The organism is Olleya sp. NP1-10 (assembly GCF_055804415.1).
Window position 1 is genome coordinate 1051851 of record NZ_CM147840.1, and the last position, 20019, is coordinate 1071869.

General features: G+C 30.2%; 27 protein-coding genes. 7 read left to right on the forward strand and 20 right to left on the reverse strand.

Translation table 11 applies throughout. The annotated features are described in order from the left end of the window. Window positions 1-51 precede the first annotated feature (51 nt). On the forward strand, window positions 52-996 hold the full coding sequence (locus tag AC0L4B_RS04775; RefSeq protein ID WP_473438780.1) for a PorP/SprF family type IX secretion system membrane protein: 945 nt from the start codon (window positions 52-54) through the stop codon (window positions 994-996). A 19-nt stretch (window positions 997-1015) separates the two neighbouring features. After that, a complete protein-coding gene (locus AC0L4B_RS04780; RefSeq protein ID WP_473438781.1) occupies window positions 1016-2965 on the forward strand; it encodes an OmpA family protein in 1950 nt (649 codons plus the stop codon). 70 nt (window positions 2966-3035) lie between these two features. Here the strand turns inward: AC0L4B_RS04780 and AC0L4B_RS04785 are convergent, their stop codons facing one another. Beyond that, a complete protein-coding gene (locus AC0L4B_RS04785; protein ID WP_473438782.1) occupies window positions 3036-3734 on the reverse strand; it encodes a hypothetical protein in 699 nt (232 codons plus the stop codon). Window positions 3735-4026: 292 nt separating this feature from the next. Here AC0L4B_RS04785 and AC0L4B_RS04790 point away from each other — a divergent pair, with 292 nt between their 5' ends. Continuing rightward, window positions 4027-4494 carry a CBS domain-containing protein gene (locus tag AC0L4B_RS04790; protein WP_473438783.1) on the forward strand — a complete coding sequence of 156 codons (468 nt, stop codon included), beginning with the start codon at window positions 4027-4029 and terminating at the stop codon, window positions 4492-4494. 2 nt (window positions 4495-4496) lie between these two features. On the opposite strand, the gene AC0L4B_RS04795 is transcribed toward AC0L4B_RS04790, so the two are convergent. From AC0L4B_RS04795 to AC0L4B_RS04815, 5 genes are read right to left on the reverse strand one after another with little or no spacing between them, the layout of a single operon-like run. Continuing rightward, complete coding sequence (locus AC0L4B_RS04795) at window positions 4497-5177, reverse strand: hypothetical protein (RefSeq protein ID WP_473438784.1); 681 nt, start codon at window positions 5175-5177, stop codon at window positions 4497-4499. Window positions 5178-5232: 55 nt separating this feature from the next. Further along, window positions 5233-6351, reverse strand: coding sequence for a DUF2891 domain-containing protein (locus tag AC0L4B_RS04800; RefSeq protein WP_473438785.1), 1119 nt, complete (start codon window positions 6349-6351; stop codon window positions 5233-5235). Window positions 6352-6355: 4 nt separating this feature from the next. Further along, window positions 6356-6703, reverse strand: a complete 348-nt coding sequence (locus tag AC0L4B_RS04805) for a hypothetical protein (protein WP_473438786.1) — start codon at window positions 6701-6703, stop codon at window positions 6356-6358. After that, window positions 6700-7236 (reverse strand): GNAT family N-acetyltransferase, encoded by a 537-nt coding sequence (locus AC0L4B_RS04810; RefSeq protein WP_473438787.1) that lies wholly within the window; start codon window positions 7234-7236, stop codon window positions 6700-6702. The genes AC0L4B_RS04805 and AC0L4B_RS04810 overlap by 4 nt, the downstream gene beginning before the upstream one ends. A 2-nt stretch (window positions 7237-7238) precedes the next feature. Beyond that, window positions 7239-7685 (reverse strand): DUF6265 family protein, encoded by a 447-nt coding sequence (locus tag AC0L4B_RS04815; protein WP_473439396.1) that lies wholly within the window; start codon window positions 7683-7685, stop codon window positions 7239-7241. Window positions 7686-7817: 132 nt separating this feature from the next. Here AC0L4B_RS04815 and AC0L4B_RS04820 point away from each other — a divergent pair, with 132 nt between their 5' ends. Together AC0L4B_RS04820 and AC0L4B_RS04825 are read left to right on the forward strand one after the other, a co-directional pair. Next, window positions 7818-8810 carry an IS110 family RNA-guided transposase gene (locus tag AC0L4B_RS04820; RefSeq protein WP_473437236.1) on the forward strand — a complete coding sequence of 331 codons (993 nt, stop codon included), beginning with the start codon at window positions 7818-7820 and terminating at the stop codon, window positions 8808-8810. Between the two features lie 360 nt (window positions 8811-9170). Further along, window positions 9171-10142, forward strand: coding sequence for an IS110 family RNA-guided transposase (locus AC0L4B_RS04825; RefSeq protein ID WP_473438788.1), 972 nt, complete (start codon window positions 9171-9173; stop codon window positions 10140-10142). Between the two features lie 44 nt (window positions 10143-10186). On the opposite strand, the gene AC0L4B_RS04830 is transcribed toward AC0L4B_RS04825, so the two are convergent. Next, window positions 10187-11107, reverse strand: coding sequence for a hypothetical protein (locus AC0L4B_RS04830; RefSeq protein ID WP_473438789.1), 921 nt, complete (start codon window positions 11105-11107; stop codon window positions 10187-10189). Further along, a complete protein-coding gene (locus AC0L4B_RS04835; RefSeq protein ID WP_473438790.1) occupies window positions 11094-11234 on the reverse strand; it encodes a hypothetical protein in 141 nt (46 codons plus the stop codon). The genes AC0L4B_RS04830 and AC0L4B_RS04835 overlap by 14 nt, the downstream gene beginning before the upstream one ends. A 167-nt stretch (window positions 11235-11401) precedes the next feature. Between AC0L4B_RS04835 and AC0L4B_RS04840 the strand changes: the two genes are divergently transcribed. Continuing rightward, the gene (locus tag AC0L4B_RS04840; protein WP_028290279.1) at window positions 11402-11734 is read left to right on the forward strand and encodes a single-stranded DNA-binding protein; all 333 of its coding nucleotides are present in this window, start codon (window positions 11402-11404) and stop codon (window positions 11732-11734) included. Between the two features lie 66 nt (window positions 11735-11800). On the opposite strand, the gene AC0L4B_RS04845 is transcribed toward AC0L4B_RS04840, so the two are convergent. From AC0L4B_RS04845 to AC0L4B_RS04900, 12 genes are all read right to left on the reverse strand, one after another. After that, a complete protein-coding gene (locus AC0L4B_RS04845) occupies window positions 11801-11941 on the reverse strand; it encodes a hypothetical protein (protein ID WP_162874891.1) in 141 nt (46 codons plus the stop codon). A 12-nt stretch (window positions 11942-11953) separates the two neighbouring features. Beyond that, window positions 11954-12166: a hypothetical protein gene (locus tag AC0L4B_RS04850; RefSeq protein WP_473438791.1), complete on the reverse strand. Its 213-nt coding sequence runs from the start codon at window positions 12164-12166 to the stop codon at window positions 11954-11956. 23 nt (window positions 12167-12189) lie between these two features. Next, the gene (locus AC0L4B_RS04855; protein WP_473438792.1) at window positions 12190-12648 is read right to left on the reverse strand and encodes a ferritin-like domain-containing protein; all 459 of its coding nucleotides are present in this window, start codon (window positions 12646-12648) and stop codon (window positions 12190-12192) included. A 31-nt stretch (window positions 12649-12679) separates the two neighbouring features. Next, on the reverse strand, window positions 12680-13150 hold the full coding sequence (locus AC0L4B_RS04860) for a hypothetical protein (protein WP_473438793.1): 471 nt from the start codon (window positions 13148-13150) through the stop codon (window positions 12680-12682). Between the two features lie 53 nt (window positions 13151-13203). Next, the gene (locus AC0L4B_RS04865) at window positions 13204-13356 is read right to left on the reverse strand and encodes a lmo0937 family membrane protein (RefSeq protein ID WP_116823882.1); all 153 of its coding nucleotides are present in this window, start codon (window positions 13354-13356) and stop codon (window positions 13204-13206) included. 28 nt (window positions 13357-13384) lie between these two features. Beyond that, entirely contained in the window at window positions 13385-13825 is a 441-nt protein-coding gene (locus AC0L4B_RS04870) for a hypothetical protein (protein WP_473438794.1), read from the reverse strand. 9 nt (window positions 13826-13834) lie between these two features. Beyond that, entirely contained in the window at window positions 13835-14413 is a 579-nt protein-coding gene (locus AC0L4B_RS04875) for a hypothetical protein (RefSeq protein ID WP_473438795.1), read from the reverse strand. 250 nt (window positions 14414-14663) lie between these two features. Next, window positions 14664-16448, reverse strand: a complete 1785-nt coding sequence (locus AC0L4B_RS04880; protein WP_473438796.1) for a sensor histidine kinase — start codon at window positions 16446-16448, stop codon at window positions 14664-14666. Window positions 16449-16451: 3 nt separating this feature from the next. Next, window positions 16452-16898 carry a response regulator gene (locus tag AC0L4B_RS04885; RefSeq protein ID WP_473438797.1) on the reverse strand — a complete coding sequence of 149 codons (447 nt, stop codon included), beginning with the start codon at window positions 16896-16898 and terminating at the stop codon, window positions 16452-16454. Window positions 16899-16902: 4 nt separating this feature from the next. Continuing rightward, on the reverse strand, window positions 16903-17466 hold the full coding sequence (locus AC0L4B_RS04890; protein ID WP_028290271.1) for a helix-turn-helix domain-containing protein: 564 nt from the start codon (window positions 17464-17466) through the stop codon (window positions 16903-16905). 58 nt (window positions 17467-17524) lie between these two features. Next, the gene (locus AC0L4B_RS04895) at window positions 17525-17875 is read right to left on the reverse strand and encodes a hypothetical protein (protein ID WP_473438798.1); all 351 of its coding nucleotides are present in this window, start codon (window positions 17873-17875) and stop codon (window positions 17525-17527) included. A gap of 398 nt (window positions 17876-18273) precedes the next feature. Further along, window positions 18274-18732 carry a hypothetical protein gene (locus AC0L4B_RS04900; protein WP_473438799.1) on the reverse strand — a complete coding sequence of 153 codons (459 nt, stop codon included), beginning with the start codon at window positions 18730-18732 and terminating at the stop codon, window positions 18274-18276. Window positions 18733-19038: 306 nt separating this feature from the next. On the opposite strand from AC0L4B_RS04900, the gene AC0L4B_RS04905 reads away from it, so the two are divergent. Continuing rightward, entirely contained in the window at window positions 19039-19836 is a 798-nt protein-coding gene (locus AC0L4B_RS04905) for a GLPGLI family protein (RefSeq protein WP_473438800.1), read from the forward strand. Window positions 19837-20019: the final 183 nt, after the last annotated feature.

The window sequence follows — 20019 nt, forward strand, 5'->3', positions numbered from 1 at the left end:
TTATCTAATATCAGTAACTCGAAAGAGTTACTGATTAAAATTCATACACAAATGAAAAACTATTTCATAATTATTTTAACCTTACTAGGTTTAGGATTTTATTCTAATCGAAGTTATGGTCAACAAGATGCCCAATATACTCAATACATGTATAACACTTTAAGTGTAAATCCAGCGTATGCAGGATCAAGAGATGTATTAAGTTTTATTGGTTTGTATAGAACGCAATGGGTAGGATTAGACGGTGCACCTGATACGTTTACTGCTTCATTACATTCACCTGTAGGAGAAAAAGTAGGTCTTGGACTTAATATTACACAAGACGAGATATTTATAACCAGCGAGACATATATAGATTTATCATTTAGTTATACCTTAAATTTAGGAGATGATTCTAAATTAGCTCTAGGAATAAAAGGTGGAGGTCACTTTTTAAATATAGATACAAATAAATTAAACACAGGAGCCTTTAATCCTGGTGATTCAGAGTCAGAGATTAATATAGATAATAAGTTTTCACCACAATTTGGTTTAGGCGTTTACTATTATACAGACAAGTTTTATTTAGGCTTGAGTGCACCAAATATATTAGAGACAGAACATTTTGATGAGAATGCAGCAAATAACAATTCTTTTGCAACAGCTACAGAGCGTGTTAATTTTTACATTATGGCAGGACGTACTTACGATTTAAATCCAGACTTAAAGTTTAAACCTTCAACACTAGTTAAGTTTGTAGACGGAGCACCACTACAAGTAGATTTATCTGCTAATTTTTTAATAAAAGAGAAGTTAACATTAGGAGCTGCCTACCGTTGGAGTGCAGCATTAAGTGCTATGGCAGGATTTCAGGTTTCTGATCAGATAATGTTAGGAGTTGCTTATGACCGTGAGACAACAGAATTAAAACAATATAATGATGGTTCTTATGAGGTGTTTTTGAGATTCGAATTATTTAAAAGAAATAACCGTATGATCTCTCCAAGATTCTTCTAATTCAAAAAAACTAATTAACATGAAAAAAATAATTACAATAAGTCTTAGCTTATTTTTTCTTTCAATAAATGTTTTAAAAGCCCAAGAGAAAAAGGCAGAAAAAGAAGGAAATAAAAAGTTCGAGAATCTTGCATTTATAGAAGCTAGAGACTCTTATTTAAAAGCAGCTAATAATGGCTATAAATCGGATGAGTTATTAAAAAAATTAGGAGATTCTTATTATTTTAATGCCGACTATAAAAATGCTTCAAAGTGGTATGGTCAGTTATTTTACTCAGCAGATAGCATTCAGCCGGAATATATGTATCGCTATGCATTATCTTTAAAGAGTGATAAACGTTATTTAGCATCTGATGAAATAATGGAGCAGTTTTATAAAAGTAAAGGCGCTGATTATAGAGCTAATTTGTTTATCAACGAAAGAAATTACTTAGAGGAAATAGAGATGCAATCCGGAAGATTTGAGATAGTTAATGTGCCATTTAACTCTGTATTGTCAGATTTTGCACCTTCATATTACCAAGGAAGTTTAATTTACTCATCAAACAGAGAAGAACGCGGAGCAACTAAGCGTGTTCACGATTGGAATGACCAACCATTTTTAGAACTTTATAAACTAAACAGTATAGAGGTTTTAAAGCCAAGTAGCTCAAAGTTTAGTAGTAAAATTAATTCAATTTATCACGAGTCTACCGCTATCTTCACAAAAGATGCATTAACGATGTATTTTACCCGAAACAATTATACAAATGAAGATTATAAGCAAGATGATCAAGGTACAAACCGATTAAAGTTATACAGAGCAACAAGAATAGATAGAGGTAGTACAAATTGGGATGTAGAGGAATTACCTTTTAATAGTGATCAATACTCAGTAGCACATCCAGCACTTAGTCCTGATGAGAAAACCTTGTATTTTGCAAGTGATATGCCAGGAACAAAAGGGTTGTCAGATTTGTACAAAGTAACCATAAAAGATAGTGTATTTGGACCAATAGAAAGCTTAGGTGATATTATAAATACAGAAGGAAGAGAAACTTTTCCGTTTGTAAGTGAGGATAATAAGTTATACTTTTCTTCAGATGGACATGTAGGTTTAGGAGGATTAGATGTATTTGTGTCAGAATTTAATGAAGACGAAACATTAGGAGACGTATTTAATTTAGGACGCCCAATAAATGGAACTGAAGATGATTTTACTTTTATAATGGATAGTAAAACAGGATTAGGTTATTTTGCTTCAAATAGAGAAGGTGGAGTAGGAGATGATGACATCTATAGTTTTAAGATGTATAAGCCATTAATAAGTCGATGTCAACAGGCTATAACAGGTATTGTGTTAGAAAAAAATAGCGATGCACCAATTGCAGAAGCTACCGTGTATTTATTAGATGAAGACAACAAAGTTATAGCAGAGAAGTTATCGGGAGCAGATGGTCGTTTTGAGTTTGATTTAGATTGTAGTAAAATCTATTCTATAAGATCGACAAAAACGAGTTATTCACCAGCAGAGAAGGTATTTAATACTCCAAGTAGAACAGGTGCTGTAGAGCGAACATTACTAATGCGTCCATCAGAGGATATACCAGCTCCATTAGGAACAGATATTGCTCCTTTATTAGGAATAAATATTATTTACTTTGATTTAGATAAATCGTTTATCCGAAAAGATGCAGAGGTTGAGTTACGAAAAGTTATAGATTTTATGAATGTGTATTCAAAAGTTAACATAGATGTACGTTCACACACAGATAGTCGTAATACTAGTGCTTATAATATAGATTTATCAAACAGACGTGCAAAAGCAACAATAGACTATTTAGTAAATGTAGGAGGTATTAGCAGATCAAGATTAACAGGTGAAGGATATGGAGAAACTCAGTTACGAAACAGATGTAGTGATGGTGTAAAGTGTAGCGAGTCAGAACACCAATTAAACAGACGTAGTGAATTTATAATAGTCAAATAATTATAAGTTTTACTGACCTTAAAAAAAGCCTTCCAATTTGGAAGGCTTTTTTTATACTTCAAGCTAATGTTTAATTTTTAGTTTCGCTAGATTCTACAGGTTGTGACAATGCGTTTTTAGCAATTAAAGCCATGTTAAATTGAGGCTCTATAGCTAATGCTTTATCTAAAATTAAAACTGCAGCAGCTTTATTGGTTTCTTTATTTTCATTAAACTTAATTAAAGCGTCCACATAATAAAAAGCTGCTTTTAAAGGCACTTTGTAAGGTTGTTGTGTTTCGTAAAAAGTTTTTCCTTGATTATCTTTAACTGTTTTTAATCCTAAATCAACATATTTTTTTGCTTCTGCAAGATTTGTTAAATTTAAGTTTATTTCAGCTATTTCATAAGCCACTTGAGCATTTTGGTACTTATCATGAAGTGCAACATAAAATGGAAGCGCAGCTTTTATGTTACCAATAGTTTTTAATGCAACAGCTTTAACCTCTAAGGCAATATCAGAGTCGTTAGTCTTTTGTTCGACACCAATAGTATTAAGCGCTTGAGTAAACTTTCTATCGTTAAGATAAATATAAGCTAAGGTGTCTTTTCTTGCTTCAGATGGTTTTAAAACATTTAAATGTGTTAATGCATTAATAATCCCTTGAACATCACCTTGTGCTTTCATTTGTTTGTAATAGGCTTCGTAGTGAGAAGATAAAGCGTCGTTATCCTGTGCAACTGCACTAAAGCTAATACTTAAAACAAGTATGTAAAATATGTTTTTCATTTTTATGATTTTAATTGGATCAAAATTATAAAAATATTTTGGTGTAAAATCTTAAAACATTAATAATTAATTATTTACTGAAACAGTAGTTTTTCTAGTTTCAAATACGTTTTTAAAATCACGATTTTGAAATAATATTGACACATTTATTTGAGGTTAAAAGTGAGTTATTATTTATTAAATCATACTAATTTTAATTAAGAATAAGTATCGTGTTAATACTGATGTTATTAGTTTTTTTAGGATAACTAATTAAAAATCAGTAACTTTAAAATGGATAAAACAAACAACTATGGGAATTAAAAGTTTTGAAGGATCAAGAAAAGGACAACAACAAGTGGTAAATAATCAATCTTTAAAAGTCAGTGATTATATGACTAAAGATTTAATCACTTTTAAAATGACACAAAGTGTAGAAGAGGTTATTGATACTTTAATTAAGAATAAAATATCAGGAGGACCTGTTGTTAATGATAATAACGAGTTAATAGGTATTATATCCGAAGGTGATTGCATTAAACAAATTAGCGAAAGCCGATATTATAATATGCCATCAGACAATAACAGTGTAGAAAAACACATGGTTAAAAATGTTGAAACTATTGATGGTAATCTTGATGTATTTGATGCAGCCAAAAAGTTTTTAGACTCTAAACGTAGACGATTTCCAATAGTTAAAGACGGAAAATTAGTCGGTCAAATCAGTCAAAAAGATATCCTTAAAGCAGCCATGCAATTAAAAGGTCATAACTGGAAATAACATTAAACACGTCCATGTTTAGCTCTTAAAGCATCTGGACTATCTGTAATTATAATTTTGTTTTTGTCTTTAGATGTCAACGACGCAATACGACTATAGTTGTAACCAGTAACAGGATTTTCAAGTTTACTCCACTTAACTAGTCCAGCAACCGTTATGCGTTCACCAACTTCTACAATAGCTTCTGTATAACGCAATGATTTATTCATGCCAAAGATGCCTTCTGTTTCAATGTTGTAAGATTCTAAAAGGGATTTAAATTTAGGTGAAGGATCATTAAAAGTACCACTATTTGCTTTACTGTCTATTACTAAGTAATCTTTATAACTAGTAGGAAAAACAATTAGACGTTCGCCTGATTGCTCGATAAAAAAATCTTGAATTTTAACTTCATTAACAACCGTTTTCCAATGCGAGCTCTTTCCATTGCTTACTTTTTTCTGAATAGTAATTTTATAAAACACACATTCACGTTTGCTTAATGGCGCAATTAAAGGTGCATCAATATTTAAAGCTGTACCTTCAATTTTAGCAAATTTGTTGTTTTGTAGACTTCCTATTTTACTAAAAGGTAATGTTTTTAATCGTCTTAAAATAATAGCTTTAGGATTAAAAAAGTATATTAAAACGCCAATAGTTATGACCAGACAAAGTATTACAATTATAATCATAGGTGGTTTCATAAAACTAAACTAGTTTAAGGTTGGTATAATATAAGTCTAACAACTTTAAGATACGTTACATGTTTTGTTGTCCAGTTTGTAAAGCATATAATGCAAAAGAGGCTAGCCAATGCGCTCCAGCATACTCGCCAGAATCCATTTTAGAATAACTAGCATCAAAATGAGTATTGGCTAAAAGCAACATTTTATTATTGTTTAAAGTTTGTCCAATTTGATACAAACACCAAGCACGACTAAAATTTAGACCATCCAAATGTGCCATTTTTCCATCTGTTTTATCAACAACTTCAACAGTGCTAATATAATTTGATGGTTGATCTCTAAAATTAGGTAAAAATTGGTCTAACCATGCAATATAGTCTGTTTTTGGTAACACCTTAGCCATTAAAGAAGCTTCTTGTAAACAAGGTGATAAAAAGTCAAAACCACCAGGTTCCCAAGTAATAGGACAACCCTTATCTTTTAAATAAAATAATTTAGCCTGTTTAATTATAACTTGCTCTAATTCTGGACTGTATTTTTTAGCGTAATCCAGTGCAAAACTCATTCCAAAAGCAGTATTTGGATGTTCACCAACTCGGATAGGATAATTTAATTTATTGAAAAAATCAATGCATTTTTCTTCAATAAGTTGTGTCAAAGGTTCAAGGTTTTTGGCTAGAGTAGTACCTTCGGTAGTATTCCAATCTTTAAGACTTTCGGATAATTTAAGTAACCAAGCCCAACCGTAAGTGCGTTCAAAAGTTTTGTTGTACTGATCATCAAAATATTCAATTTCTTTTAAAATATTAGTCTCAGTAATACTTGTTTTAAGTTTTTTTAAAACGTCATCACGATGCTTAAACTCTGGAAACGATTTTAAAATATTTACCAAAGTCCAATGCCCATGTACAGAGCTGTGCCAATCAAAACAGCCGTAAAAAGCAGGATGTAACTCTTGAGGTGTTTTTAAATAACTACCATCACCAAGTACCTGATTAAGTTTGTTAGGATACTCTTGATCCACACAATTATAAGCAAAAGTGTACAAATAATTTGCTTTTTTTCCGTCAAGCGGAATAGGAGCCACTTGAGTTGCAATAGTATCTTTTTTTACCGAAGCTTTGCCACTAGATTTTGTGTTTTTTGTACAACCGAAACTTAAGCCTATTAGTAGTAAATAAAAGTATTTCATAATATTATTGTCGTTTTACAAGTGCATAAAAATCGTTGTCCAAAGGTAAATATCCTTGGTCATAAACAAAGTAATATATTGTACCAGCTTTTGTAGTGTAAATGCTTGTAAAATAATTAAAATCAAAACCTTTGGACTCTAATTTAGTCTTGGTTGTTTTGGTTTTTTGTTCAGGATTTAGATTTTCTAAAATTCGCCAATTTTTACGCAACCGGTTATTAATATTTCTAATTAAGTTTTTTCCGTCTTTATTGACTTTATTGTTAAAGCTGTTGCGACAACCATCGCTACAAAATTTTTTATCTATTCGACCAACTATTTTGTCTCCACATTCAGGACAAGTTTTATTCATAAATTAGGGTTTTTTAAGGCGTACCAACGTAAATTTAATTGTTCTTGTTCAAAATAAAAGTCTTCAATGTAATTTAAGCCTATTTTTAAAAGTGCGTTATGTGATGCTTGATTATTAACCTCAGTAGTAGCATAAATTTCAGATAATTTCATGGTGTTAAAAGCATGATCTAGGCTGGCTTTTCCAGACTCGGTAGCATAACCTTTACCCCAAAATCGCTCAATTAATCTATAACCAATGTCATAATATTTGGTAAAACCATTCATGTTGTATTCTGTATTTAATCGTAAACCAGACCAACCTACAAATTCTCCAGAGGCTTTTTCTATAATAGCAAATCTGCCAATGCCACGCTCTTGATATTGTTTAAAAACACTATCTAAAATTATTTTAGCTTCCGCTTTTGTTTTAATAGGTTTATTACCTAAATATTTGTGGACATTTGGGTTAGAATCTAACTCAAACATACCCTCTAAATCACTACTTCTAAGTTCGCGAAGTAGTAATCTTTCAGTTTCAATATTAATATTCATGTTTACTTTTTATAGTTAAATTTAACCTCTTCAGTTTTACCATTATCCTCTAAAACTACATAAATATTAATTTCAGAATCACTTATTTTTTCAAAAGTAAATTGATCAAAATACACTCTGTTATCTTCAATTTTAACCAACTTAGCATCAACTGTTTCGTCCTTTTCTTCCCAACCCTTAAAATCATTACCAAAATGTTTCAACTGAAAAATTAATGTATCATCTACTTCTCTTATTCCACCAAGTTCATAAAAAACAACTTTTCCATGACTTACTAATTTAAAACTAAACATCATAGAGTCACCAAGTGGTGGATTCCAGATTTCTTCTGTAATTCCACCAAAAGCTTCACCTTTCCAGTGACCTTGGATCCAGTCAACGTATTTCTTTAGTTTGTAATAAATTATATTTAGATAGAAAAAGAGGAGAACTACAACGTGTTTTAGAATATTAGGTCCATGACACGTACCAGTCCTCTCTTTCTATAAAGTTGCAAAGAACCATTTGGAATACTAGAAGTATTATCTCCCGATAAAGGAAGTAGTTAAAGCAACATAATTATTAACTGTAATTGTAAAAATATGAAAAATTATGAAGAAGTTGTAGGAATCGATGTTTCAAAGAAAACATTAGATGTTTATTGTTATCAAAGTGAAGTACACAAAGTGTTTGTAAATGATTTAACAGGCTATAAAAGTCTTATAAAATGGGTTTTAAAGCAAGCAAAAGGAAGGTCTTTATTTTATTGTTTTGAGAATACAGGTTATTACTCATTAAAACTGGCCCTTTATTTAAGTAATCAATCAATTGTTTATGTAGAAGAGAGCCCTTTAAAAATCAAGCGCTCTTCAGGAATAGTTAAAGAAAAGACGGATAAATTAGATGCTCAGCTAATCGCACGATACGCATGGCTATATAGAGAAGAGTTAGCGCCAAGCAGTGTCAAGAGTAATTCACAATTAGAATTAGGTAGATTGTTAGCCTTGCGCGACCAAATAGTTAGAAACAATGCAGGACTTAAGGGGACTTTAAAAGAAATGAAAATGCTTTTATCTAGCCCAACAACAGATTTAGGTTGTATTAGTTTAAAACGCAGTATAGACTATTTAACCAAGCAAGTAACCAGTGTTGAAGCACGAATAAAAGAAATTATATCAGCGAATGAATCGATGAATACAAACTATAAATTATTAAGTAGTTTAAAAGGAATAGGTTTGGTAGTGGCATGTCAATTAATATATCACACCGGTAATTTTACCCGTTTTGATAATTGGCGAGCATTTTCAAGTTATTGCGGTACCGCACCCTATGAACATCGCTCAGGAACAAGTATCCATAGACGAAAACAATGTCATTATTTAGGAGATAGAAAAATGAAAAGTCTATTGAGTATGGCAGCAGTATCAGCTATACAACACGATAGTGAGTTGCGTTTATATTACAAACGAAAATTAGGTGAGGGTAAAAAAACTATGATTGCAGTCAACAATGTTCGAAATAAATTAATAGCAAGAGCTTTTGCTGTGGTAAAGAGAGGAACACCTTATGTGGTTCTTGATCAATATGCAGCTTAAAAAAATGTTTTTTTATTAGGATTTGATCTTGGAATACGTGTATGATTTCGTTGCGTGTTTCAGCAACTAAATTAGCAAATACAAACCGAATAGAAAATCCGCGAGGATTTTCGTAAGTAGGCGAGTACTAGCAATGAATTATACACGTCTTAAGTTTGTAATTCATTAAATTAGAAACATAAACAGAAAGCACAAAAGAGAGGAATAAGGTTAATATACACGCAGAGACTATGATCTCGTCAACATTGAAAATCCCCTCTCTTTTACTACCCAGATTTCGTACAGTTCTATGAGGCTTTTAGACCTCGATTTTAAGTCGTTGAAACTCGCGTAGCTTGTCCTTTCAAAAAACATTTTCTTATGAATAAAGATATAAAATATTTTGGACTTGACATCAGTCATTTAGTTTTTGATGTAACAGATTCTGATGGTAATTATTACCAATTTAAAAACAGTATTTCTGGGTTTAAAAAGTTTGCAAAACTGTTAGATTTTAATAGTCATTGTGTTATGGAAGCTACGGGTTATTATCATTACCAATTAGCTTATTATTTACAAGAAGAAGGGGTTAAAGTTTCGGTAGAAAATCCCTTAGCCGTAAAACGATTTATACAAATGAAATTGTCTAAAATAAAGACAGACAAAAGTGACTCTAAGTTGATTTGTGAATATGCCAAACATGTAGAATTAAAGCTTTGGAAAGGCAATTCAAAACATCAATTAGAATGTCTTCAAATGACCAGACTCCTTGGTTTGTATACAAAACAAAGCACAATGTTAAAAAATAAACTACATGGCGAAGCTGTTTTAGGCAATCCAAGTAAAGTAGTAGTTAGCTCTTTAAAACGCAGTTTAAAACAAGTTCAGAAAGAGCTAAAAATGATAGAAGATAAATTGTTAGTTTTAGTAAAAGAAGTGCATCAAGATGTTTTAACACGCTTAAAAAGTATTCCAGGAATTGGTCCCAAAACATCATTAATGTTAGTGGTTTTAACCGATGGATTTGATCGTTTTACAAGCGGAAGTGAATTGTGTAGTTACGCAGGTTTAACACCAGTGATCCGTCAAAGTGGAAGTAGTGTAAAAGGACGTCCGCGAATTAGTAAAATAGGAAATCAAAAGCTCCGAAATTTATTATTTATGTGCAGTTTTAATGCCTGTAAATATAACCATGCTTGCAAAGCAATATACGATCGATTAGTAGCCAAAGGGAAGAGTAAAAAATTAGCTTTAATAGCCGTTTGTAATAAGCTATTAAAACAGGCTTTTGCAATCGCTAAATCAGGGCTGATATTTGATAATAATTACAGAAGTACTTTATTAAAAAATTAATGAGTTTTTACTTGTTTTTTACCACAGTACTTTGTTGTGCTTAGTTATTTTATTTTCACATTAAAACTCTCAAGTATTTCATTTCGAGTTTCTGCAATTAGTTCTTCGTCAACTTTATAATATTCTTCAGGGTTTTTCACTCCAGTTGATAAACTCATATTCATTATTTCTTTTTTAGAGTAAACAAACGAAGGTGACTTAGGAATACACATCCTCAAAACCATTATCTCCGCAAGTGCATAAAGATGAAGTGGAAATTTATCATTTCTTTGTTCCTCCAATAATAGACTTTTTCTAAAATCCGATAATAATTCTTTAGTTAGATAGTTCTTTGTCAAAAAACCATCTTCTATTGCCAAAATGAAAACCATTTTTTTGATTTTAATCATTATCATTTTGGGATACACAAAAGTCCTTAAATCAAAAAAATCTTTATCAGATTCGAACACGTATAAACTTGATGGAAGGCAAAATCCGACACCACCTTTATATGCGTTTTGTATCATTCTAAAATTGTCGGTGTTAATTATCTTTTCAGCAGTTTCTTTGTGTTCTAAATCGTCTATTTTTAAATAATCATTATAAAATAGTCCGTAATAAATCTTGGAAAGCCAAGTGGAAATTAAAGATGTTGAAGAATTGTTTGGGCTATAAATTATTGATATTCCAGATTCTTCCTTTTTGATTTCCTCAAATAGTTTCTCTGGTTCATCAAGTAATTTGAGAATTTCATTTTCATATTCACTCCCAAAATTACTGTTACAATCCTTATGTGCAGGAACCTTTACACGACTATATTGAAACACTCCTTTACCAGTAACTGTCTCCTCTTTAATGCCTAATTTTCCTAATAGGCTATCAGGAATTATATGTTCCTGAGTTTTTTTGTCCTCAATAATTTCAGAACAAAAGAAACAAGTTCTTCGCATATTATCATTTATTGTCTTTTTCTTAGGTTCTGTCATAATTAAGCACAACTTGAGATAAATTAGCTTTAGGTGAAGCCATTGTCTTATCAAATTTTATAGTATTACTCTGTGCAATGCTTGTTAAATAATAAACTAATGCTAATAGTGTAAGTGATTGTTTCATAATGCGTTGGTTTAAGTTTTAAAGATACGTTATTTCCGTTTACAAACGACAACAAACGTTTACAATCGACATTAAATGCGTAACAACCGACTAAAAGTTGGTTAATAAATCATCTTTGCAGTGTTGAATAGAACAAATGACATTCAATATTATAAAAAACTTATCTTATGAATACGTTAAGAAACAAAGTACAATTAATTGGAAATCTTGGACAAGATCCTGAAATTATTAATCTTGAATCTGGTAAAAAATTAGCACGATTTACATTGGCTACAAACGAAAGTTATAAAAACTCAAAAGGCGAAAAAATTACAGATACACAATGGCATCAAGTTGTTGCTTGGGGAAAAACTGCTGATATTGTAGAAAAGTATGTTTTAAAAGGAAAGGAAATTGCTGTAGAAGGAAAGCTTACTACTAGAACATGGGAAGATAAAGATGGTATGAAGCGTTATACAACCGAAGTGGTTTGCAATGAGTTGTTAATGCTTGGAAAGTAGACGGTACTTTATAAAAATAAAAAGGCTCGCAAATAATTGCGAGCCTTTTTTGTGTAAAAAATGTAATTAATCAACCGCATCTTCAACATCATCTGCAGCGCTCTCTACAGCGTCTTCTACTTTTTCTCCTGTGGTTTCTTCTCTACATCCTGTTAATGTAATTGCTAAACAGAACATAATAATACCTGTATATGCTATTTTTCTCATGGTTTTTTGGTTTTAAGATTTGTCTTTAATTTTAATTTCGTCGTCGGTAATCTTAACTTTTTTAGTTTCGGTTTCCAACTTTACTTTATCGTCTTTAACTTGCATTTTTGCACCATCATCTTTCATGTCTTGTATAACTTCTTCTTTGTTATTATCTTCTCTACAAGCAATAAAAGTTGTGGTTAAAACGGTTAAGGCTAAAACTGTAAATATTATCTTTTTCATAGTAATTTTTATTAAGTTTTAGATTAGCCTATAATGTCTTCCAATCTTTTAACAGTGTTTAATGCAGATTTTACAGTAGTTAATTGCGATTGTACGATAGTTTGAATTTCTGTGTCAGCATTAAAATTTTCTAATTGGTCTTCATATTCCTTAATACTAGCTTTTTCACCTCTAATACATTCTTCCATTAAAGCTTCGTCTGTATCTGCAGATAGTGTAGATTTAATGTTTATCCAACCTCTGTGTAAGTCTGCTTTGATAGTTCCAGACGCTTTAGGCTCTGCGTTATGTTTTCTGATTTGAAAATCTAATTCGGTAGCAAAAGTATTACGTTGTAATGCTTTTTGCTGTAACCAGTTTTTTAAAGGTTCGTTATTAGTTTTGGTCATTACTTGTTTATAACCAGCTTCTGCATCGTAGTTTTTTTGTAGTAAATCTTGTAATGAGCTTACTAAGTCTTGGTTTGATTGTGTCGTTTTCATAGTGTGTTTTTTATTGGTTTGTAATTGTTTTTTAGAATCTGTAACGTATACCTAATGCAATGTCAAAATCAACATCGTCACTGTAATCGTCGTCAAATCCAATTTCTGGTCTAAAATCTAGAGACAGTTGTAAAGGGATATCAAAAACATATTCGATACCTATGTCACCTGCAACTAAAGCAAATGTTCCGTCTACTTCGTTGGCATCATAAGATCCAAATCCTGCTCCAGCACCAACGTACCAGTTAAAATTATTGTCAATTGGCATGACCCATTGGTAAAGCCCTACGATTTTAACTACGTCAAAATCATTTGAGTCTCTCCAGCCTAGATCAAACTCTAGTCTATTGTTATCGTTAAGATGTCTTTGGTAAGATATTTCGGCTCCAAGTCCATCGTTATCTCCTAATCTTAATCCTAGTGCATTTTTTGAAATGTCTTGTGCATTTACGCTAAATGCTGTAATTGTAATAGCTACAATTGATAATATTAATCTTTTCATGTTGGGTTTTAGTTTGTTTATTTTGTTTTTGTTGATGTTATCAGTCTAAATAATTAGACGCCTTTTCCTCCTATTAATCTTAATAGTATTGCAATTACTGCAATGACTAGTAATATGTGTATTAATCCACTTGCACTGTAGACAAAAAATCCTAATGCCCAACCTATTACAAGTATTACTGCTATAATATAAAGTAGTCCTCTCATGGTGTTTTGTTTTTTTATTGGTTAATAATTATTTGGTTGTTTTAAATGATTCGATAATCTTTGATTTTGGTACTTCAAGATTACCCATAAGTTTTACCATTTCTTTTGCTTGGTTTAATGTTTTTGATACTCCTGTAGCGTAACCACGATCTGTAACAACTCCCCAAGTATAAATACGCTCTCTTCCTTTTGCGTTACTTAAGTTGATGTTTGAAATCTTTTTTTCAATGATTTGAGACGATTTAGTTACCATTGCTATTTGTTGATTAGCTTCAGATAAATTATCTGCTGTTCCAGTAAATACTCCTGAAGTTGTCTTTACTGTCCATTGATAAACTTGTTGTTTCACTTTGTTGTTAATAACCTCTGTTGGGTTGCTGTCAAAAAGTTGACTGTCTATGATGTCAAGTTCAGCTGCGTTTGATAATGTTATAGTTGTTGCGAATAGTAATGTGAATATAGTTTTCATAATATTTTTTTAACTGTTAGTATTTAAGTTGTTTAATATGTTATCAGCTTTATTTAAGCTTTTGTTAATTTTAGAGTCTGTTTCTGATAAAATGTTTTGAAAGTCTTTGCTATTTGTTGTTTTTGAAAGTTTTTCTAGCAAATACAATTGATTATCAATTTTAGCTCTAAGCTTTTTTAATGTTTGTATTTTGTAATTCAAATTATCTTGATCAATGGTTTGTTGTACTGTAACCTCAGTGTAATTTGGTATTGAAATTAGTTTGTCACTTGCAACTTCGCTAAATTCTTTTGCAATGTTAATGTGAGTCTTTTCAATGGTTTTGACTAAGTCTGCAATGCTGTCTTTTGTGATTATTTGTTGTAAAGTTTTACTAAGTTTGATAACATCATGATTATCTTTAGACAACATTAGTAGAAGCTTAGCTTCGTTTTTGTTATTTGTTATAGATTTATTTTTTTGTTCTTGTTCTTGCTTTTCTTTATCCTTATTTTTAATTAATTCGTCACAAGAATTAAAACTTAAACTTATTGTTGCGATTACTAACAAGATTAGAATTGTAAATCTTCTAGTTTTTAAATATTTCATTGTAAATAATTTGATGTTACAAAGATGCAAACGTTACTAAAGTTTTGTGTTACATCATTTTTTGTATTGTTTATAGAATTTTCATACCTGTTTAAGTTCCTATTTAAATACAATACAAAGTTGCAACATAACGGAAGGTTTTGCGTTACATCATTTTTTTGTTTGGTTATATGATTTCTACTTGAAGAAAGTAATTTGTATAAAAAAACCTTACGATAGTAAGGTTTTAGAAATGTATTTATGTTTTAATTTAATCTATTGGTAAGTAAATTATAAAGGTTGCACCTATACCAGGTTTACCCTTAGCAATTATATGTCCTTTATGATTTTCTATTATTTTTTTACATATAGATAATCCGATACCTGTTCCTGAATACTCGTCTTTGTTATGTAACCTGCTAAATAAAACAAATATTTGATCTGCGTACTCGTTATCAAATCCAATCCCATTATCTGTAAAAGTTATTTTATGATAAAAAGGTTTGGTTGGTTTTGTAATTTGAGGATCGTTATCTGCTTCTATTACTTGATGTTTAATATTAATTACAGGAGGTCTGTTTTCTGATTTGTATTTTATTGCATTACCAAGTAAGTTAACAAATAGTTGCTGTATTTGAAACGGTATTACTGTCATGGAGGGAAATGCGTCCGAAATTATTACAGCATCTTCGGCTGAAATGACTTCAGCCAAATCTTGTTTTGCTGCTTCAAGCAGTAAGTTTATATTAGACTCTTCAAATACTTTGTCTGCTTTGTTAGACCTAGAAAACTGAAGTAAATCATCTATTAATAATCGCATTCTAGTGGCTGCGTTTTGTATGCGATCTATGTATCTTGTCCCACGTTCTGATAATTTTTCAGCTTCTTCATCTTCAAGTCTAGATAAAAAAGTTTGAATTTTTCTTAATGGTTCTTGTAAATCATGACTGGCAACGTAATTAAAGGATGATAATTCTTGATTGTTGCGTTCTAACTCAAGGTTACGTTCTTCTAGTGCTCTAAAACTTATAATTTCGTCTGTAATATCTGCTGTTGTACCAAGTAAAACGGTTTCTTCTTCTTCATTTATTATAGATTTACCGTAAGCTTTGAGGTGTTTAATGTTTCCGTTTTTATGCACTACACGATAGTATATGTAAGGAAGTTCGACATTTTTTTTCATGTCTTCTACCTGTTCACTTAACTGTTCTACATCTTCTGGATGTACGTATTGCATAAAATTTTGGATGGTAGGCTTAAAAGATTGTGGTTGTTCGCCTAGTAGTCTATATAGGTTGTCAGAAAATGTAAACACGTCATTATTTTGGTCCCAAGTCCAACTACCATGTTTACTTACTATTTCTGACTGATTAGTCGATTCTTTAAAAATTTCTAATTCTTCGTTAGTAATTTTAAGACGTTTAATGTTTTTGTAAATGCTATTATAAGCTAAATACATTAATATTAACGAACAAAGTAATAATGAAAACAAAAGTAATGGTGTTGCCATAAGGTCGCTTCTGTACTCATCACTGCGTTTATTAAGTAAGTTGTTTTGTAATTTTATAACACCTTTAATTTGATCTCTAATGCTATCCATTAAAGTTTTACCATTCCTGAAATTAGATATAAAATTAGGGTCTTCAATGTCATTTTTTGGTAAAGATCTGTAGGATGTTTTAAAAGCTATAAGTCGTTTATTAATTAATGTATTGACATCAATTAATTTAGATTTTAATTGAGGTGTATTTTTTGTTAGGACTTTAAGTTCGGCAAAACTATTATTAATGCGGTTTCTTGCAGAAAGGTATGGCTCTAAAAATACAGAGTCGTTAGTTATAATATAGCCACGTTGTCCGGTTTCGGCATCTTTTAGATACGATAAAATCTGTTCCAGCTCTACATTAACTTTATAAGTGTGGGTAATCATCTCTGATGATTTTGTAACCTCAGTAACACTTCTGTAAGTTAACGCACCTACAACTAATATTACTAGTGCGCTTATGTACAACATAGCTCTTAAAAAAGAGATATTATTTGATAGTGTTTTTATCATAGTCTAAAGACGTAGCAAAAAATTATCTTTATTCATGTTATTGGTGTGATATTGCCAATTGATAGTGACGACTTCGGATAACACTTTTTTTAATTTTTTAAAGCTACTTGGTTTTTTTATGTAAATATTAGCGCCTTGTACAAAAGTGTTTTCTATGTCTTCTTCTGAGGCAGAGGTAGAGTATATTGCAATTGCAATGTCTTTAAATTTAGAATCTTGCTTGATTTCTTGTAAACACTCTAAACCAGATTTTCTTGGCATGTTTAAATCTAAAAATAACACATTAGGTAGCGTTGCTTCAGAGCTGTTAAGGTAATCCATTAAGTACACACCATCGTTAAAGGTTTGTACTTTTGTAGTCATTTTTAAATCCTCAAAAGCATCAGTAAAAAACATTCTGTCGTCCTCGTCATCATCTGCTAATATTATATTAATATAGTCTTCTTGCATACTATTAATTATTTTGTTGGTTTAAATCTCTTCGTTTTGCAATAATACGTTGGAAAGCTGTTGGTGTTATACCTGTTGTGTTTTTAAACTGTGTGCTAAGGTGTGCTACGCTAGAGTAGTTAAGTTTAAAAGCTATTTCGGTTAAACTTAAATCTTGTTTGATAACTAGTTGTTTGGCGTATTCTATTTTTTGAATAATGATAAAATTTTCTATGGAAGTATAAGTGACTTCAGAAAATAAATTAGATAAATAGCCATAACTGTGTCCTAAAGCTTCAGATAGATATACAGAGCTTTTTACGTTTACAACTGTATCTTCATTAAAAACCATATCTGTAATAGTGTCTTTAATTTTTTGAACTAAAATGCTTTTTTGATTTTCAACAATTTCAATGTTAAATGTATCTAATTCATTTTGTAAATCTTGTTGTTTTTCAGGAGTGATTTTTTCTAGTACTTCAATTTCTCCAAAACCTACATTTTTGTACTTAATATTATTGTTATTAAGTACTTGTTCTAAAACGGTTTGGCAAATGGCATTAAAATCAAATTTAAAAAATAATGTCATAATTAATCTTTAGTTGCAAAATAAAGATAATACTTAAGTATTAACTAATTAATTAAGATTACTTTTTAGTAATAATATCAATAATTTTTACTGTATTAGCAATTGTGTATTTTGTTAAATCTTTGTGTGCTATTTGGTCCAAAATATAAATGTTTGAAGGGCTATTTATACTTACATTTTTGGTTTTGTTATTTATTTTAAAATGTGGCACTTTGACTTTAATATCAAAGTAGCTATCACCAATTTTTAAATCTGTACTGTTATTGTAAGCAGTATTTTGACTACTAATACTATTGTCGCTAATAGGTTTTAGTTTACTTACAATTTGTACATCATTATTTGTAGACATTATTATTAAAGGCGTCACACAAATTAAAGTAATTAGAAGTAATAGTTTATTAGGTTTCATAATATTGGTTTTAAATATAAACACATCTTTAATAACTAAATTAATAACCAACCAAAGTCATAGCTTTCAAGATGTGTTTGTATTGTTAAATAGTATGTTACAAAATTAATGTAGCAGCTTGTGTGTCATGTTACATAATTTTAGAGTGATGTTACATTATTTTATTTCTTTACAATTTAAAAATGTTATAAACTATTAACTCTGAGATCTAGATATTGTCTTGTTTACTCCTTGTTAACATGAAAACGATTTAGATTTTATAAAAAATATAAAATAGATGACCTCGTTTTTTTGGATGTAATGATTGTTCTATACCATTGTTCCTTATCCATTTTGTAGATGACACAGAAGGAGGTTACACAAGTGCTGCTATTTTGGTCAAGCAAAAAACCTTAGACTTAGCTTATCTTTAATTGTGAGAAGTAAAAGGCTTGCTTAGTCTGTAATAAACTATCTTTAAGTGTATTTAATAATTGGTAAGACGGTTTAGATAAGATACCTGATTTAATTTCTTTATTAACTTCGTTTAAAAAATAGTTGTTAAGTGTCATGCACTCTTTTAAAATCATTTGATCCTGTTTTTTATAAAACTGACGTTTTAATCCAAACCATAATAATTTAAGTTTAATAACCCAGTTTTTAGGTTGTTTTGGTTTAATGTTAAGAGTTTTTAAAATATTTAATGATTTGATTCTAAATGCTGTAGTGTAATTTAGTTTATCGTCAATCCAAGTTTTTACGTTTTCATCTTCAGTTTGTGATTTTAAATACTGAAACGCTAATTCAATATCATTACTAACCATAAATAAATTTTGGATTGCAGTACTCCCTACTTCATATTTAATCAAGTCATTCATAACATTAGTTTTATAAAAACCAAAGTTATGCAAATAGCATGCCTAGAATTTTACACGATTTTAGGTAACTGTTATATAATTTACTTTTTCTTTAAAATTATGACTAGTTGTTCCACGATCTATGGATAATAATGTTTCCATTGGATTATATAACCCTTGATTGTCTACTAATTGTTGAATGCTTTTACTAGCAGGATCATTAAAATTTTAAGTGTGTCTAGTTGATTTTATAAAGTTGAAATCTTAATGCCATAAATTTTATTACAGTTACAATTATGTAACTTTACGATATAATTTAACTCTAATATGAAATATTTAAAAATTTTATTTGTCACTTTATTTTTTATGATGAGTAATCTCTATGCTCAAAATGTATCAATTACTTATAATGTAACAACAAATGCAAGTGATGAGATTCTTGCTCTCTCATCAGAATATAACTTATATATTAACGGAACTAAATCTGCTTACTATAGTAATAATGACGATTTAAAGCCATATCAAGATCAATCATTCATTATAAATACAGACCAAATAGGTGAATTTAAAGAGGTTAACATAGCAGACAATTACACAGCATATTTAATTCAAGATTTATTCTACAAAGATTATAAAGAGAATACCCTTATTTATAATGAGTTAATAGGAACAAAAAAAGTAATTATAAAAGAGAATATTAACCTTATAGATTGGACCATACATTCTGACTCAAAAAAGAAATTTTTAGAGTATGAGTGCATTAAGGCAACAGGAACCTTTAGAGGTAGGGAGTATGAAGCATATTTTGCTCCAGAATTATCACTACGAGGTGGACCTTGGAAATTTGACGGATTACCAGGAATAATACTTGCAGTAAACAGTATAGATGGATATTATAATATAGAACCTATTGAGATTGCTAAAAATAGCTCTGATAATAGTGACATATCAAATGTTTATAATAATGAAAAACTTATCAGTTGGGATACTTATAAAAGTGATTTTAAGAAATGGATGATTAAGCAGTTAAAAAAAATTAAGTCTAAATCGCAAGATGGAGGAACTGGTTCTATTGAAATTACAGATAGAATCGAAGATCTAGGGATAGGTAAGTTATCTTTTTAATGGCATCAAAAAATAAGAAGATACTCTTAATTGTTTTTTTCTTATTAAAGTTTCAGCTTTAAGCAGTCAGACTTTAAAGGGTACTATCACAGATAAGAATAATACACCTATAAATGTTGCAAATATTCTTATAAAGAAAGATTCTTTAAATATCTCTGAATATACATTACCTTCTGATGGCTT